A 14,721-nucleotide genomic window follows, 5' to 3' on the forward strand; every position below is an offset into this window, starting at 1 on the left:
CAGCGGGGAAAGCGTGTGCATAGGGCGTTTTGCATGAAAGCCAATCAGGCTATGTACATCAGGTTTTCTACAGGAGTTTCGGGTGGACGATTACCAGCAGACGATACGCATTTTGTCCGATCGCATAGTGCTGGCGCAGACGCCGATCCGTGTCCTTGACGCGGTCAAGTGGGACGAGAGCATCCGCAAGGGGTTCCTCAAGGCCAAGGGCAAGGAAATGCCCGCGGTGGATCGCGACTACTACCTCAATCGGCCGCTGGCGTTCGATTCGAGCAAGGTCAAACTGGAATTCCAGAACATCGAGCGCGACATCACCCGCCAGCTCGGCCAGTTCAACCCGGTTGGCCAGATCATGCGCCGGATGTGCAAGGAATACCGGATGGTGGTGCGCATGCTCGAAGCGCGCGGCACCGAGGATTTCGGCCTGATCTCCCAGGAACTGTATGGCGCGGCGTCCGATGCGTTCCACGCCGGCGACCCGACCCTGGCCGACCTCGGCCTGATGATGTCCGACTACCTGAATAACATCGACGGCCGTGGCGACCTCAAGGACGAACCGAAAATCCTCACCGCCAAGGATGCCGTACACCTGCTGCAGACCCGCCTGAACAAGGTCTTCGGCGAGGCCGAGGAAACCATCCGCGTATTCGAGTCCGACGGCATTGTTGCCGACGCGGCGGCGGGTGCCGACTACATCAAGATCCGCACCGACGCGATGTTCAACGACCGCGACGTGCGTGCGCTGGAAGTTCACGAAGGCCTGGTGCACGTCGGCACCACGCTCAACGGCCTCAACCAGCCAATCTGTACCTTCCTGTCCAAAGGCCCGCCGTCGTCGACAGTGACCCAGGAAGGTCTGGCGATCCTGATGGAAATCATCACCTTCGCCTCCTACCCGAGCCGTCTGCGCAAACTGACCAACCGTACCCGCGCGATTCATATGGTCGAGGAGGGCGCGGACTTCTTGCAGGTGTTCGAGTTCTTCCGCGAGCAAGGCTTTGAAATGGCCGAGAGCTACGGCAATGCCAGTCGGGTGTTCCGTGGATCGGTGCCGAACGGCCTGCCATTTACCAAAGACTTGTCCTATCTCAAGGGCTTTATCATGGTTTACAACTACATTCAGTTGGCCGTGCGTAAGGGCAAGCTTGAGCAGATCCCGCTGTTGTTTTGCGGCAAGACCACGCTGGAAGACATGCGCACCTTGCGGCAATTGGTGGATGAAGGACTGGTGGTGGCGCCGAAGTATCTGCCGGACCAGTTCCGCGATCTGAACGCGTTGTCAGCGTGGATGTGCTTCTCCAACTTCCTCAATCACCTGAGCCTGGACCGGATCGAAGCGGACTACTCGAACATCCTCTGAGCAATCACTGCGAGGTTTCACCGGATGAGAATCCTCGGCATGCTTTGCCTGCTCCTGACGCTTGGCGGTTGCAGCTCGCTGCTGTTCTACCCCGAGCCGGGCCAGTTGTTCACCCCGGAAAAGGCCAAGCTCGAATATCGCGCCGTAACCCTCACCACCGCCGACGGCCTCAAGCTGAATGCCTGGTGGTTGCCGGTCAAACCCGGCGTTGAAGTCAAAGGCACCGTGCTGCATCTGCACGGCAATGGCGGCAATTTGCCGATGCATCTGGGCGGGAGCTGGTGGTTGCCAGAACAGGGTTATCAGGTGCTGCTGGTGGACTATCGCGGTTATGGTCTGTCCGAGGGCGAACCGAGTCTGCCGGCGATCTATCAGGACATCGACGCCGCATTCGCCTGGCTGGACAAGGCGCCAGAAGTCAAAGGCAAACCGCTGGTGTTGCTCGGGCAAAGCCTCGGCGGCGCGATGGCGGTACATTGGCTGGTGCAACATCCTGAGCGGCAAAAGCAGCTCAAGGCCTTGGTGCTCGACGGTGTGCCAGCAAGTTACCGCAGCGTCGGCCAATATGCGTTGAGCACTTCATGGTTGACCTGGCCATTGCAGGTGCCGCTGTCATGGCTGGTGCCGGATGCCGACAGCCCGATCAACTCGATCGCGCAGCTCAACGGCGTGCCGAAACTGATCTTCCATAGTCTCGACGATCCGCTCGTGCCCCTTTCCAACGCGATCCGTCTGTATCAAGCTGCGCCGCCACCACGCGTGCTGCAACTGACCCGTGGCGGCCATGTGCAGACCTTCGGCGATCCGGTCTGGCGTCAGGTGATGCTGCGTTACCTCGACGACCCCGAGCATTTCAACGGCCTGCGCCGCCTCGGTGAGATCCCCAATTACCCGCGCCCCCCGAATTCTGAAGATGAGAGTCCGCAATGAGTGAAGAACGTAACGCCATCCCCCTGATCATCACCGGTATCGGCACCATCCTCGGCACCGTCGGTGCGCTGTGGTTCTACGGCTACCTGCACTTCGCCAAGCCTGAAGATGCACTGCTGCTGAGCGATTTCACCATGCTCAAGACCGTTCCGGGCGAAGACTACAAAATCTCCCTGGCCCCGGCACCGCAAGTCGCGCAGTGCATTGACGGGGTGTTGGTATTGTTTGATACCGAACAGAAAGGGTTGACCGGAGTCTTGGTCAACGCCCAGAAAAAGGCTGTGCGCTGCATGGGGGAAGAGACCCCGCAGAAACTCGAGCAGTAGTTCGCGGGAGTTGTGATTCTGCAGGCTCAGCCCTCACCCTAGCCCTCCCGAAACGTCGGACCGCCCACAGGGAGAGGGGACTGACCGAAGTGTCTGACGCTATCCATCGACCTGAAAGATTATGGCGATTATGGATTCGGCGAAGCACTCTAAGATCGACGTATGCCTGAAGCATCCCCCGATCGGCTCCCTCTCCCTCGGGAGAGGGCTGGGGTGAGGGGCTACGGTCTCAAGCACGCCACACCCCGTAAGCCGAGCACCCTGAAGCAAATGCAAAAAGCCCCGCCTGATCACTCAGGCGGGGCTTTCACATTCCAGCGTAAAGCTTAGTTCGAGCTAATAGCCGAACGCGGCATCACTGGCTGGTTGTCGTTGGAAATGGTCACTTCCACACGACGGTTCATCGCACGACCAGAGACGCTGCCGTTCTCGGCAACCGGGTATTCCTTGCCATAACCCTGAGCGACGATGCGCGCTGGATCAACGCCCATTTTCACCAGTGCAGTACGCACGGAGTTGGCGCGACGCTCGGACAGGCTCTGGTTGTAACTAGCGGCACCGGTGCTGTCGGTGTAACCCTCGACGATCACTTTGCGATCCGGGTTTTCCTGAAGGAACTGCGCCAGTTTGTTGATGTTCACCAGACCGCTGGATTTCAGGTCAGCCTTGTTGGTGGCGAACAGCACGTCACCGAAAGTCACCAGCGTACCGCGATCGGTCTGCTTGGCGTTCAGGCTATCCTGCAGCTGCTTGATCTGCTGATCACGAGCGTCCAGACGCGCTTGAGCACGGGCGGCAGCGGCGTTCTTCAGGTTGTTCTCAGCGGTGCGCAGGGCGATGGTCTGCTTGGCCACTTCAACACGCTGGTTGGTCAGGTAAGCCAGTTGGTCAACCTTGGCCGCGTCCTGCTTGTCCATGTAAGCCTTGTCGGCCTTGTCCAGGTAGTCGCTGGCGTCTTTGGTTTCCAGTGCCGCGACTTTGCTCGCCTGCGGGTTGGCTTGCAGGCCGGAGTAGTTGGTGCGAGCGTTTTCCAGGTTCGGATTTGGCGGCGTGGAGCAGGCAGCCAGTGCAACGCTTGCAGCCAGCAGAGCAGGAATCATCAGTTGTTTACGCATAATCGTTCGTCCTTTCTATCGATAAGAGTTTCAGCGTTGCGATCGGGATGCGCGCTTACTTCACAGTGCGCTGACTTTCCTGACGCAGTTCTTGAACACCTTTCTGGGAATCCTTCACAGCCAGTTCAGCCTTGGCCGCCTGAGCTTTGCGTTCTGCTACACGAGCGTCCCACTCAGCCTGCTCGGCCAAGGTACGAGCTTCTTCGTACTTCTTGTCGTGCATGGCGATTTCGGCTTGTTTGAGTTTGTCCTGCGCCTGCTTCATCTCGACAGCAGCGAACTCGGTACCACCGGCGCTGACCGCGCTGTTGACTGCAGATTGAGTCACGGCGTACTGCTCGGTCGGTGGATTGCCGGCACAACCGGCCAGCACGAAGCCGGTGCCGATGGCGAGAGCGGCCAGTTTCAGACCGCGCAGGTGTGAGAACGAGGTTTGGGTCTTCATGGTCTTCAACTCCATTGGTTAACTCCTTAAGAACTGCGAATTCCATCCTGGTAGCGGAGCCGCAACCGTCATGTAGCTAGTGCGTTTTGAAACGCTCGTCCCAGGCGTGGTTAATGCTTCCGACCGGTGGCGTTTTTCAAAAGTTCAGAAAAGATGGCTAATCGCCAAAAAAAATTCTGATCGAACGGACAAGGCTCTAACACGGGAACTTTCGCGGTTTGCAGGGGTATGCCCGAGCTATTTTCGGCTCGGGCAGAGGGTTTTTCGGTGCAGAAAAGGAGCGGGGCAAATCAGTGTTTTTGCTTGTCGCTGCTGCTGGCCAGCTCATGCAGATGACGCCGCGACAGCGCCAGAAAACGTGGGGTAGGGCCGACATCTTCGTACAACGGATCGCCTTCCTCATCGGTCGCAACCACGGTCGAACCTTTGATATACGGCAGGCTTGCTTCGAACTCTTCGAGGGCGGCGCCGATCAGTTCGCCGAGCAGTTCTTCCGGGTGGCGTTTGGGGTACATCTCGGCAATCGCCGCAAGACGTGCCGCGGCTTCCACATCCAGATGAATCGTGTAGCCAGTGTCGGTCAGGCGACCCTTGGCGTTTTCTTCCCAATGCTGGGCGAGTTCACGAATTTTCATAAAAACCTCATGGCGTACCTGCTCGTGGCAAGTCCTGGTGAGTGTCCGGCGTGGGCCGGCGGCAAGCCGTTGTAGGGCTTGGTATTGAGACTAGCTGCAACGCGCAAGGTTTAAAGTCCCTTCGTCGCGTGCTTGTAAGAACTGGTTTGGAGCGGCACTCTCTGGGTTCGAGACGCTACTGTCCATGCAACCGGGATAACTGCTGGAGCTCTGCTGATGACCGATATTGATGCACGCTTGCGCGAGGACGTTCACCTGCTCGGTGAGCTGTTGGGCAACACCATCCGTGACCAGTACGGCGAAGAATTTCTCGCCAAGATCGAGCAGATCCGCAAGGGCGCCAAGGCTGACCGGCGCGGTTCGATGGACGCCGAACTCAGTGCCAGCCTCAATCAGCTGAGCGAAGACGAACTGCTGCCGGTGGCGCGGGCGTTCAACCAGTTTCTCAACCTGGCGAACATCGCCGAGCAGTACCAGTTGATCCATCGTCGCGAAGAGACTCAGGTTGCACCGTTCGAATCCCGTGTGTTGCCGGAACTGCTCGCGCGGTTGCGCAGCGAAGGGCACAGTGCCGACGCCCTCGCCCGGCAGTTATCGCGGCTGGAAATCGAGCTTGTTCTCACTGCACATCCGACCGAAGTCGCACGGCGCACCCTGATCCAGAAGTACGACGCGATTGCCGCGCAACTGGCCGCACAGGATCATCGCGACCTGACCAGCGCCGAGCGCGAACAGATCCACACCACCTTGCAACGCCTGATCGCCGAAGCCTGGCACACCGAAGAAATTCGCCGCACTCGCCCCACCCCGGTCGATGAAGCCAAATGGGGTTTTGCGGTAATCGAGCATTCGCTGTGGCAGGCGATTCCGCACCACATGCGCAAGGCCGATCAGGCACTGCATGCCGCGACTGGCATGCGTTTGCCGCTGGAAGCTGCGCCGATTCGCTTCGCTTCGTGGATGGGCGGCGACCGCGATGGCAACCCGAATGTCACGGCTGCAGTGACCCGCGAAGTGTTGCTGCTGGCGCGCTGGATGGCTGCCGATCTGTACCTGCGTGACGTCGATCACCTCGCCGCCGAATTGTCGATGCAACAGGCCAGCGATGCGCTCAAGGCCAAGGCTGGCGACAGCGCTGAACCCTATCGCGCAGTGCTCAAGCAATTGCGCGAACGCCTGCGTGCTACGCGCAACTGGGCGCATGCGTCCTTGACCGCAACGACCACGGCACCGGCCGATGTCCTGCACGACAACCGCGATCTGCTCGATCCGCTGGAGCTGTGTTTCAACTCGCTGCACGAATGCGGCATGGGCGTAATCGCCGACGGACCGTTGCTGGATTGCCTGCGTCGGGCGGTGACGTTCGGCCTGTTTCTGGTGCGCCTCGATGTGCGTCAGGATTCTTCGCGGCACTGCGCCGCCATGACCGAAATCACTGATTATCTCGGTCTGGGTAAATATGAAGACTGGGACGAAGAAGCCCGCATCAACTTCCTGATACGTGAATTGGCCAATCGCCGGCCATTGCTGCCGGCGCATTTCAAACCTTCTGCAGACACCGCCGAAGTACTCGCGACCTGCAAGGAAGTCGCGGCGGCGCCGGCTGCTTCGCTGGGTTCCTACGTCATCTCGATGGCGGGTGCGGCGTCCGATGTTCTGGCCGTGCAACTGCTGCTCAAAGAATCCGGCGTGCTGCGGCCGATGCGCGTGGTGCCGCTGTTCGAAACCCTCGCCGATTTGGACAACGCCGGTCCGGTGATCGAACGTCTGTTGCTGCTGCCGGGTTACCGCGCACGCCTGCACGGCCCCCAGGAAGTGATGATCGGTTATTCCGATTCGGCCAAGGACGCGGGCACTACCGCGGCGGCCTGGGCGCAGTACCGGGCGCAGGAACGTCTGGTGGAAATCTGCCGTGAGCAACAAGTCGAACTGCTGTTGTTCCACGGTCGCGGTGGCACCGTGGGCCGTGGCGGTGGTCCGGCGCACGCGGCGATTCTGTCGCAGCCACCGGGCTCAGTGGCCGGACGTTTCCGCACTACCGAGCAAGGGGAAATGATTCGTTTCAAATTTGGCCTGCCGGACATCGCCGAGCAGAACCTCAATCTGTACCTCGCGGCAGTGCTCGAAGCGACGCTGTTACCACCGCCGCCGCCGACGCCGGAATGGCGCCATCTGATGGACGAATTGGCCGCAGACGGTGTCAGCGCCTACCGCGCCGTGGTGCGCGAGAATCCGCAGTTCGTCGAGTATTTCCGCCAGTCGACGCCGGAGCAGGAGCTGGGTCGTTTGCCGCTCGGCAGTCGCCCGGCCAAGCGTCGTGCCGGTGGTATCGAAAGCCTGCGCGCGATCCCGTGGATCTTCGGCTGGACGCAGACGCGGCTGATGCTGCCGGCGTGGCTCGGCTGGGAATCGGCGCTGAGTAAAGCGCTGGAGCGCGGCGAAGGTGAACTGCTGGGGCAGATGCGCGAGCAGTGGCCGTTCTTCCGCACGCGCATCGACATGCTGGAAATGGTCCTGGCCAAGGCTGACGCGGATATCGCGCAGTCCTACGACGATCGTCTGGTCGAGTCGGACTTGTTACCTTTAGGTGTGCATTTACGCGACCTATTGTCGCAGGCATGTTCCGTGGTACTTGGCCTGACTGGCCAGTCGCAGCTGCTGGCACATAGCCCGGACACCCTGGAATTCATTCGTCTGCGCAACACTTATCTCGATCCGCTACATCTATTGCAGGCTGAGCTGTTGGCACGCTCGCGGCAGCAGGAAGTGGAGCAGGGCAGCCCGGTGGAACAGGCGCTGCTGGTGTCTGTAGCGGGGATCGCCGCCGGTTTGCGAAATACCGGCTAAGGTTTCCTGCACGGGCGGGGCACCCGAGGGGAGACTCGGGCGCCGCTTGATCTGCACCGATTACGTGCGGGCAGGCGACAGTTAATGATGGGGTTGCGACCAGGGCAACCGCGTCGCAAGGTCGCGGCGGGCGTCGGTTTCTCCGACTTTTGGCGTCTTGTGTGGGCGCAGCCTGCTGTGTATCTTGATCAGCCTTTGGCCGTTTGGGCGGCCACGACCCTATTTTTCAAGATTCGCCCCACGAGGCAAGTCTGTTGTTTTTTATATAAAAAATTGAGGAGCACATCGATGCGCGTCATTCTGCTGGGAGCTCCCGGGGCCGGTAAAGGTACTCAGGCTAAGTTCATCACCGAGAAATTCGGCATTCCGCAAATTTCCACCGGCGACATGCTGCGTGCTGCGGTCAAGGCCGGCACCCCGCTGGGCGTTCAAGCCAAGGGCATCATGGATGCTGGCGGCCTGGTGTCGGATGACCTGATCATCGCGCTGGTCAAAGACCGCATCGCTCAAGCTGACTGCGCCAACGGTTTCCTGTTCGACGGTTTCCCGCGCACCATTCCGCAGGCTGAAGCCTTGGTCACTGCCGGTGTTGAACTGGATGCCGTGGTCGAAATCGCCGTTGAAGACGAAGAAATCGTTCAGCGTATCGCTGGTCGTCGCGTTCACGAAGCCAGCGGCCGCGTGTACCACATCGTCTACAACCCGCCGAAAATTGCCGGTAAAGACGACATCACCGGTGACGAGCTGGTGCAGCGCAAGGACGACACTGAAGAAACCGTGCGTCATCGCCTGTCGGTCTACCACTCGCAGACCAAGCCGCTGGTGGATTTCTACCAGAAGCTGTCGACTGCCAACGGCAAGCCGAAGTACAGCCACATTCCTGGCGTCGGTTCGGTAGAAGCAATCACCGCCAAGGTACTTGAAGCACTGAGCTGAAAAACCTGGTTTGCTGCATCATCCACGGCCCGCTTGCGGGCCGTAGTTGTTTATACTGGCGCACTTTTCCCTTCCTGATTTACGGACACATCGATGAGCACCTTGCTGGCCCTGGACACCGCGACTGAAGCTTGCTCCGTTGCTTTGCTGCATGACGGCAAGGTCACGAGCCATTACGAGGTGATCCCGCGCCTGCACGCGCAAAAATTGCTGCCGATGATCCAGCAACTGCTGGCCGATGCGGGCACCACGCTGCAAGCGGTCGATGCCATCGCGTTTGGTCGCGGGCCGGGTGCGTTTACCGGTGTACGGATTGCCATCGGTGTGGTGCAAGGCTTGGCGTTTGCGCTGGATCGTCCGGTATTGCCGGTGTCGAACCTGGCGGTGCTGGCGCAACGTGCCCTTCGCGAACATGGCGTCAGTCAAGTTGCAGCGGCCATCGATGCGCGCATGGATGAAGTGTATTGGGGCTGCTATCGCGAAACGGCGGGGGAGATGCGTCTGGTGGGTGTCGAGGCTGTGCTGCCGCCGGAAGTGGCGGCGTTGCCGGTTGATGCCAGTGGCGAATGGTTCGGCGCGGGGACAGGTTGGGGTTATGCAGAGCGCATCGCTGTGGAACTGGCGGGTTCCGACGCGGGCATGCTGCCCCACGCTGAAGACTTGCTGACGCTGGCGCGCTTCGCCTGGGAACGCGGTGAGTCGGTTCCGGCCGACGATGCTCAGCCTGTCTACCTGCGCGACAAAGTGGCCACCCCCAAAGCCCGCTGAATATTCCCCTGTGGCGAGGGAGCTTGCTCCCGCTCGGCTGCGCAGCAGTCGTCAAACCTGAATTCCCGATGTGCCTGACTGACTGAGGGGGCCGCTTCGCAGCCCAGCGGGAGCAAGCTCCCTCGCCACAAAAACCTGCCCCGACGACTTAATATCGTGCGCTTCGCTGCCAACCGTCACTTTCTAACCCCACGCTTTAAACCTTTTGCGCTTTATGTGTTCTAGTTATCACTCGGCAGTTTGCTAAGTCGGTCAAGTGCCGCTAAATTGCCATCATTGATTCCGAGCATGACTTTATGCGTATAGACGGCGTTTCCTCTCATTCCTACCCCATCAAGCGCAAGCCTCGCAAAGGCAATCCGGCGCTGGATGAGTCCGTCGACGATATCGACGGCGAACTGGAATTTCCCACCGAAGAGCAACTCGCTGCCCGTCGTACCGCTAAAGAAACAGCGCAACGCCTGAGCAATCTGCCTGCCCGTCAACAAGACATGATTTATCACCGCGCAATGAAGCGCAGCGTGGCCATGGCTCTGGCCAGCTACCTGAGCACTGCCGGTTTTGTCGATTGGGATGCAGACGTGCTGGGCCTCGATCTGTATATCTGATGGATCTGCCTTACTACCTCGGTTGCCCGTCCTGGAGCGAAAATGCCTGGCGCGAGTATCTGTATCCGGTAGATGCCAAGACTTCCGATTTTCTCGGCCTCTATTCGCAAGTGTTCAACGCCGTGGAAGGCAACACGACCTTCTACGCCAGCCCCTCGCCGGCCACCGTGCAGCGTTGGGCCGAGGTCATGCCCGCGCACTTTCGCTTCACCGCCAAGTTCCCTGGTGACATCAGTCACGGCGGGGACTTGCGCGATCAACTGACCGCCGCCGAAACCTTCACCCAATTGATCAGCCCGCTCGGCGAGCGTGTGGCTCCGCTGTGGCTGCAACTGTCGAAAAGCTTCACTCCGCAACGCTTGCCCGAGTTGACCGCGTTCATCGATGCGCTGGACCGGCCGCTCGCGGTGGAAGTGCGGCATGAGCAGTTCTTCGCCAAAGGTGAAAGCGAACGCCTGCTCAATCGGCTGTTGCTGGATCGCGGTGTCGAGCGCATCTGCCTCGATCCGCGCGCATTGTTCAGTTGCCTGTCGACCGAGTCCTCAGTGATCCACGCCCAGTCGAAGAAGCCGCGAGTGCCAACCCGCCCGGCGGCGTTCACGCAGTTTCCGCAGGTGCGTTTCATTGGCCATCCCGAGCTTGAAGCCAACGATCCGTTTCTGCTGCCGTGGGTGGCGAAAATCGCCGAGTGGATCGAAGAGGGCCGCACGCCGTATATCTTCCTGCACACCGCCGACAATCTGCTGGCGGCGAAGCTGGCGCAACGTTTCCACGCACAACTGATGCAACGTTTGCCTGGCTTGCCACCTCTGCCTGAGCTATATAGAGAACCCGCCGCCGAGCAACTTGGCCTGCTCTGAGGCGGATTCTTTTTCCTGCCCAGGAGCCTGCCGATGGACGCCCAAGCCCGTCAACAACAAGCCCTTCAACAACAAGTGCGTAAAGCCGAAGCCTTCAAAGCTCTGCATGAGCGTCCGGGGATTTTCGTCATTCCCAATCCGTGGGATGCCGGTTCGGCGAAGATGCTCGCCAGTCTGGGCTACGCGGCATTGGCCACCACCAGCGCTGGATATGCGTTTTCCCAAGGCAGGGCGGATGGCGGGTTGGGCCTTGAGGATACGTTGGCCAATGTCCGTGCGATTGTTACGGCGAGCGAACTGCCAGTGGCGGTGGATCTGGAAAACGGCTTTGCCGACGCTCCGGCAGAATCCGCGCTCAGTCTGATTCGCGCAGCCGAGGCGGGCGCGGTTGGCGGTTCCATCGAAGACGCCACTGGCCGTGCTGATTCGCCGATCTACTGTTTCGACCACGCCGTCGCGCGCATCGAAGCTGCAGTCGCCGCCGCGCGCACGCTACCATTTCCGTTCATCCTGACCGCCCGCGCTGAAAATTACCTGCACGGCAATCCCGATCTCGATGACACCATTCACCGCTTGCAGGCCTTCGCCGAGGCTGGCGCCGACGTGCTTTACGCACCGGGCCTGCGTAGCGCTGAAGAAGTGCTGGCGGTGGTGCGCGCGGTGGCGCCGAAACCGGTCAATGTGTTGATGTCCGGCGGCTTGAAGCTGAGCGTGCAGCAACTGGAGGAAATGGGTGTGAAGCGCATCAGCACCGGTTCGGCACTGGCGTTGGCGGCGTATGGCGAGTTTTTCCGCGCGGCTGAAGAAATCCAGCAATCGGGCACGTTCGCTTTCACCGGACATTCGATGCCGTACGCCAAGGCCAACGCTTTTTTCAAAACATGAGCTTTAAGGCATGAGGCGCTGGTTTCTACCGCTGCTGTTGCTGAGCATCGCATGTGCGGTCGTCGCTGTCTGGCGCGGTTGGCTCGACGTGCCGCCCGAGTGGAATCCCTGGGCGCCGCTCGACGTCAAGGCAACGCCTAACTGGCTGACCGGCTACAAACTGATGCGCCTGCGCAGCGATGCGCAGTTGTGTGAACAGGCGCTGAGCAGTTCCGAGCTGCGCGTTGCGCCTCAGGCCAACAGCCCTGACGCCAAGTGTCCTTTGATCGGCGCTTTGCGCGTGCAGGGCGGCGAGGTGGCGCTGAGCAGCAGTTTCCTCGCCAGTTGCCCTCTGGCGGTCGCCTACGCGATGTTCGAACGCCACAGCCTGCAACCGGCGGCGCAAGCCACTTACGGCCAGAAAGTAACGCGCGTCGATCATCTCGGAAGCTTTGCCTGTCGCAATATGTACAACCGTGAGAATGGCGCGCTCAGCCAGCACGCGAGCGCCAATGCGCTGGATATCGCCGGGTTTCGTCTGGCCGATGGTCGAACCGTTAATGTGCTCAGAGACTGGCCGAAGCAAAATCAGGACGCACAGTTTCTGCGCAGAGTACGTGACGGCGCCTGCGCGGTGTTCAGTGTGGTGTTGAGTCCGGACTACAACACAGCGCATCGCAATCACTTTCATGTTGATGTCGGGCGCTGGAGCGTGTGTCGCTAAGGGATCAGGCGGCGATGCGCAGGTTCTGCAGCACGATCGGGCGTGCCCAGCCGTTATCGAAATCCAGGGCTTTTTGTTGCTCAGTGATTTCTTCTGGCGTGAACGGCGGGAAGGGCTTGTCGAGCAAGTCGAGATCGAATTCGGCAATCGGCAGGTACAGCGGACGTTTTTGCGGCGCGACGCCAGGTTCCGGCAGCGGCTGACCGTTATTGACCACAATCGGGCGAACCCAACTGCTGTCGAAATCCTGAGCCTTTTGCTGGGCCTGGATTTCTTCTGGCGGGAACGGTGGGAACGGCTTGTCAGCCAGCTCCATTTCGAATTCTGCGATCGGCAGGAACAGCGGCTCCGGGGGACGCACCTGAGTTTCGACCACATCGCATTCGCGCTGGCTGATGATGTGCGCGTGCAATTCGCTGCCGACGGTCGGCTCTTCAGCACTGGCCAGATCAACCGGTGGGAACGTGCCGCAGGCGGGCACCACATCACTCGACTGCTCGGCCAGCGCCTGGGCAAAGAAATCCTGCCACAGATGACTGACGCCGCTCAGTGCTTGAGTATTGTGACGGCTGAAATCGCCATGGGGCGAAATGTAGCCAATCGATGTGGGAAGAATGCCTGACATTTTTTTCGGATGCCGCTCAGCTCTGGCAAAATGCGCGTTGAATGAGTTATCGGCCGTTTTTGCCGATCCTTAACTTTTTGAGCGTGTTTTCCATGATTGAGCAACCCGCGGCCTGCCGCATCCATGTCGAGGCCCTTGGCCCGACGTATGCAGCGCAGGCCGAACAATGGGCCGAACGCCTGAATCTGCCGTTGCAGATCGCCGACGCCGAGTTCGCCGTGCAGATCGGCGAGCAGGGTTTGCAACTGCAACAGCTGGGGCCGGACGCACCGGGGCCGGTGCGCGTGGACTTCGTCGAGGGCGGCGCGGCGCATCGCCGGTTGTACGGTGGCGGCAGCGGCCAGATGATCGCCAAGGCTGTCGGCGTCGCGCAAGGCGTGCGTCCACGAGTGCTGGATGCCACGGCGGGGCTGGGCAAGGATGCGTTCGTGCTGGCGAGCCTTGGTTGCGAGATGAGCCTGATCGAGCGTCAGCCGCTGATCGGCGCGTTGCTTGAGGATGGCCTGGCGCGTGGCGCGGAAGATTTCGAGGTGGCGCCGATTGTCGCGCGGATGAAGCTGCTCAACGGCAACTCGATCGAGGTGATGCGCAACTGGGAAGGCGAGGCGCCACAGGTGATCTATCTCGATCCGATGTTCCCGCACCGGGAGAAAACCGCGCTGGTGAAAAAGGAAATGCGCCTGTTCCGGCCGCTGGTCGGTGATGATCCGGATGCGCCGGCATTGCTCGCGGCCGCGTTGGCGCTGGCGACGCACCGCGTGGTGGTCAAGCGCCCGCGCAAGGCGCCGTGCATTGAAGGGCCGAAGCCGAGTCATGCGCTGGATGGAAAGTCGAGCCGCTATGACATCTATCCGAAGAAAGCGTTGAAGTCCTGAGACCGAGTTGACCCGATCGCTGGCAAGCCAGCTCCCACAGGGATTTGCAGTGTGTTCACAACTTGTGTGCACACCGCTAAAACCTGTGGGAGCTGGCTTGCCAGCGATGGCATCAACCCTGACACCAAAGAACTCAGGGTCGATACGCGCGCATAAACAACTCAACCACTTCCTGCACATGACTCTGCGCCGCCTCGGCATCCAGTGGCTCACCGCAGCCATACAGCAAGCGAAAATTCCCCGCCCCTTTGATCAGACAGAAAAAGTGCTCGGCCGCATTACGCGGTTTGTCGATGCTCAGCACGCCCGTCTCGTGAACCTTCGTCAGCAGACGCGACATTCCGTCCACCATGCGCTGCGGACCCGCTTCGAAGAAGATCAGCGACAGCTTCGGATCCTGACTGCCAAGCGCCATGATCAAGCGATGCAGATTCACCGATTCATCACTGTTGATCAGCTGATGAAAGCCCCGGGCAATGTTCAGCAACACCTTTTCCACGGCGATACCTTCCGGCAGCTCGAAGAACAGCGGCGGTAATTGCTCCTCGCATTTGGCCATTACGGCAGCGGAGAACAGCGTCTCCTTGTCGTTGAAATGGCTGTAGACCGTCAGCTTGGACACGCCGGCTTCCGCGGCCACCGCGTCCATGCTGGTGTTGGCATAGCCATTACTCAGAAACAGAATTTTCGCCGCCTCGAGGATCGCCTGACGTTTTGCCAGATCCTTGGGACGGCCCGGGCCGTTTGAAGTGGAAAGATTGTTCGACATTCTTCGCTTTTAATACTGGACTGGTGAGTTTGCT

The 14,721-nt window shown here is 60.0% G+C and carries 16 protein-coding genes; 11 read left to right on the forward strand and 5 right to left on the reverse strand.

Annotation, left to right across the window (positions count from 1 at the left end; all coding sequences use genetic code 11):
* The first annotated feature begins 82 nt into the window (after window positions 1-82).
* Genes ACOI8A_RS10545 through ACOI8A_RS10555 form a run of 3 tightly spaced genes read left to right on the forward strand, consistent with a single transcriptional unit; the run spans window position 83 to window position 2,616 of the window.
* Window positions 83-1,360 carry a flavohemoglobin expression-modulating QEGLA motif protein gene (locus ACOI8A_RS10545; RefSeq protein ID WP_420648369.1) on the forward strand — a complete coding sequence of 426 codons (1,278 nt, stop codon included), beginning with the start codon at window positions 83-85 and terminating at the stop codon, window positions 1,358-1,360.
* Between the two features lie 24 nt (window positions 1,361-1,384).
* Window positions 1,385-2,290 carry an alpha/beta hydrolase gene (locus ACOI8A_RS10550; protein WP_420648368.1) on the forward strand — a complete coding sequence of 302 codons (906 nt, stop codon included), beginning with the start codon at window positions 1,385-1,387 and terminating at the stop codon, window positions 2,288-2,290.
* Window positions 2,287-2,616 carry a hypothetical protein gene (locus ACOI8A_RS10555; RefSeq protein ID WP_420648367.1) on the forward strand — a complete coding sequence of 110 codons (330 nt, stop codon included), beginning with the start codon at window positions 2,287-2,289 and terminating at the stop codon, window positions 2,614-2,616. Before ACOI8A_RS10550 ends, ACOI8A_RS10555 begins: the two co-directional genes overlap by 4 nt.
* 326 nt (window positions 2,617-2,942) lie before the next feature.
* On the opposite strand, the gene ACOI8A_RS10560 is transcribed toward ACOI8A_RS10555, so the two are convergent.
* The 3 genes from ACOI8A_RS10560 to ACOI8A_RS10570 form a co-directional block, all read right to left on the reverse strand.
* On the reverse strand, window positions 2,943-3,731 hold the full coding sequence (locus ACOI8A_RS10560; protein WP_420648366.1) for an OmpA family protein: 789 nt from the start codon (window positions 3,729-3,731) through the stop codon (window positions 2,943-2,945).
* A 55-nt stretch (window positions 3,732-3,786) separates the two neighbouring features.
* Complete coding sequence (locus ACOI8A_RS10565; protein ID WP_420648365.1) at window positions 3,787-4,191, reverse strand: DUF4398 domain-containing protein; 405 nt, start codon at window positions 4,189-4,191, stop codon at window positions 3,787-3,789.
* Between the two features lie 275 nt (window positions 4,192-4,466).
* The gene (locus tag ACOI8A_RS10570; protein ID WP_420648364.1) at window positions 4,467-4,811 is read right to left on the reverse strand and encodes a pilin assembly protein; all 345 of its coding nucleotides are present in this window, start codon (window positions 4,809-4,811) and stop codon (window positions 4,467-4,469) included.
* Between the two features lie 216 nt (window positions 4,812-5,027).
* On the opposite strand from ACOI8A_RS10570, the gene ppc reads away from it, so the two are divergent.
* The 7 genes from ppc to ACOI8A_RS10605 all read left to right on the forward strand — a co-directional run bounded on the left by ppc (window position 5,028) and on the right by ACOI8A_RS10605 (window position 12,418).
* The gene (gene ppc, locus ACOI8A_RS10575; RefSeq protein ID WP_420648363.1) at window positions 5,028-7,658 is read left to right on the forward strand and encodes a phosphoenolpyruvate carboxylase; all 2,631 of its coding nucleotides are present in this window, start codon (window positions 5,028-5,030) and stop codon (window positions 7,656-7,658) included.
* Between the two features lie 288 nt (window positions 7,659-7,946).
* The gene (gene adk / locus ACOI8A_RS10580; protein ID WP_420648362.1) at window positions 7,947-8,594 is read left to right on the forward strand and encodes an adenylate kinase; all 648 of its coding nucleotides are present in this window, start codon (window positions 7,947-7,949) and stop codon (window positions 8,592-8,594) included.
* Window positions 8,595-8,687: 93 nt separating this feature from the next.
* Window positions 8,688-9,362 (forward strand): tRNA (adenosine(37)-N6)-threonylcarbamoyltransferase complex dimerization subunit type 1 TsaB, encoded by a 675-nt coding sequence (tsaB, locus tag ACOI8A_RS10585; RefSeq protein WP_420648361.1) that lies wholly within the window; start codon window positions 8,688-8,690, stop codon window positions 9,360-9,362.
* Between the two features lie 296 nt (window positions 9,363-9,658).
* A complete protein-coding gene (locus ACOI8A_RS10590) occupies window positions 9,659-9,970 on the forward strand; it encodes a hypothetical protein (RefSeq protein WP_420648360.1) in 312 nt (103 codons plus the stop codon).
* Window positions 9,970-10,830 (forward strand): DUF72 domain-containing protein, encoded by an 861-nt coding sequence (locus tag ACOI8A_RS10595; RefSeq protein WP_420648359.1) that lies wholly within the window; start codon window positions 9,970-9,972, stop codon window positions 10,828-10,830. Before ACOI8A_RS10590 ends, ACOI8A_RS10595 begins: the two co-directional genes overlap by 1 nt.
* Before the next feature lie 33 nt (window positions 10,831-10,863).
* A complete protein-coding gene (locus ACOI8A_RS10600) occupies window positions 10,864-11,715 on the forward strand; it encodes an isocitrate lyase/PEP mutase family protein (protein ID WP_420648358.1) in 852 nt (283 codons plus the stop codon).
* Window positions 11,716-11,725: 10 nt separating this feature from the next.
* The gene (locus ACOI8A_RS10605) at window positions 11,726-12,418 is read left to right on the forward strand and encodes an extensin family protein (RefSeq protein ID WP_420648357.1); all 693 of its coding nucleotides are present in this window, start codon (window positions 11,726-11,728) and stop codon (window positions 12,416-12,418) included.
* Between the two features lie 4 nt (window positions 12,419-12,422).
* Here the strand turns inward: ACOI8A_RS10605 and ACOI8A_RS10610 are convergent, their stop codons facing one another.
* Entirely contained in the window at window positions 12,423-13,043 is a 621-nt protein-coding gene (locus tag ACOI8A_RS10610) for an energy transducer TonB (RefSeq protein WP_420648356.1), read from the reverse strand.
* A gap of 92 nt (window positions 13,044-13,135) precedes the next feature.
* On the opposite strand from ACOI8A_RS10610, the gene ACOI8A_RS10615 reads away from it, so the two are divergent.
* Entirely contained in the window at window positions 13,136-13,918 is a 783-nt protein-coding gene (locus ACOI8A_RS10615; RefSeq protein ID WP_420648355.1) for a class I SAM-dependent methyltransferase, read from the forward strand.
* Between the two features lie 133 nt (window positions 13,919-14,051).
* On the opposite strand, the gene ACOI8A_RS10620 is transcribed toward ACOI8A_RS10615, so the two are convergent.
* Window positions 14,052-14,687 carry a TetR/AcrR family transcriptional regulator gene (locus tag ACOI8A_RS10620; protein WP_420648354.1) on the reverse strand — a complete coding sequence of 212 codons (636 nt, stop codon included), beginning with the start codon at window positions 14,685-14,687 and terminating at the stop codon, window positions 14,052-14,054.
* Window positions 14,688-14,721 lie beyond the last annotated feature (34 nt).

The sequence above is a fragment of the Pseudomonas sp. P4795 genome, assembly GCF_048822895.1.
GTDB lineage: Bacteria > Pseudomonadota > Gammaproteobacteria > Pseudomonadales > Pseudomonadaceae > Aquipseudomonas.

Excerpts from the sequence above, each read along its gene's own strand:
- ACOI8A_RS10550 (WP_420648368.1), top strand. The coding sequence starts at position 1,385 with ATGAGAATCCTCGGCATGCTTTGCCTGCTCCTGACGCTTGGCGGTTGC.
- ACOI8A_RS10555 (WP_420648367.1), top strand. The coding sequence starts at position 2,287 with ATGAGTGAAGAACGTAACGCCATCCCCCTGATCATCACCGGTATCGGC.
- ACOI8A_RS10560 (WP_420648366.1), bottom strand. The coding sequence starts at position 3,731 with ATGCGTAAACAACTGATGATTCCTGCTCTGCTGGCTGCAAGCGTTGCA.
- ACOI8A_RS10565 (WP_420648365.1), bottom strand. The coding sequence starts at position 4,191 with ATGGAGTTGAAGACCATGAAGACCCAAACCTCGTTCTCACACCTGCGC.
- ACOI8A_RS10570 (WP_420648364.1), bottom strand. The coding sequence starts at position 4,811 with ATGAAAATTCGTGAACTCGCCCAGCATTGGGAAGAAAACGCCAAGGGT.
- ppc (WP_420648363.1), top strand. The coding sequence starts at position 5,028 with ATGACCGATATTGATGCACGCTTGCGCGAGGACGTTCACCTGCTCGGT.
- adk (WP_420648362.1), top strand. The coding sequence starts at position 7,947 with ATGCGCGTCATTCTGCTGGGAGCTCCCGGGGCCGGTAAAGGTACTCAG.
- tsaB (WP_420648361.1), top strand. The coding sequence starts at position 8,688 with ATGAGCACCTTGCTGGCCCTGGACACCGCGACTGAAGCTTGCTCCGTT.
- ACOI8A_RS10590 (WP_420648360.1), top strand. The coding sequence starts at position 9,659 with ATGCGTATAGACGGCGTTTCCTCTCATTCCTACCCCATCAAGCGCAAG.
- ACOI8A_RS10595 (WP_420648359.1), top strand. The coding sequence starts at position 9,970 with ATGGATCTGCCTTACTACCTCGGTTGCCCGTCCTGGAGCGAAAATGCC.
- ACOI8A_RS10600 (WP_420648358.1), top strand. The coding sequence starts at position 10,864 with ATGGACGCCCAAGCCCGTCAACAACAAGCCCTTCAACAACAAGTGCGT.
- ACOI8A_RS10605 (WP_420648357.1), top strand. The coding sequence starts at position 11,726 with ATGAGGCGCTGGTTTCTACCGCTGCTGTTGCTGAGCATCGCATGTGCG.
- ACOI8A_RS10610 (WP_420648356.1), bottom strand. The coding sequence starts at position 13,043 with ATGTCAGGCATTCTTCCCACATCGATTGGCTACATTTCGCCCCATGGC.
- ACOI8A_RS10615 (WP_420648355.1), top strand. The coding sequence starts at position 13,136 with ATGATTGAGCAACCCGCGGCCTGCCGCATCCATGTCGAGGCCCTTGGC.
- ACOI8A_RS10620 (WP_420648354.1), bottom strand. The coding sequence starts at position 14,687 with ATGTCGAACAATCTTTCCACTTCAAACGGCCCGGGCCGTCCCAAGGAT.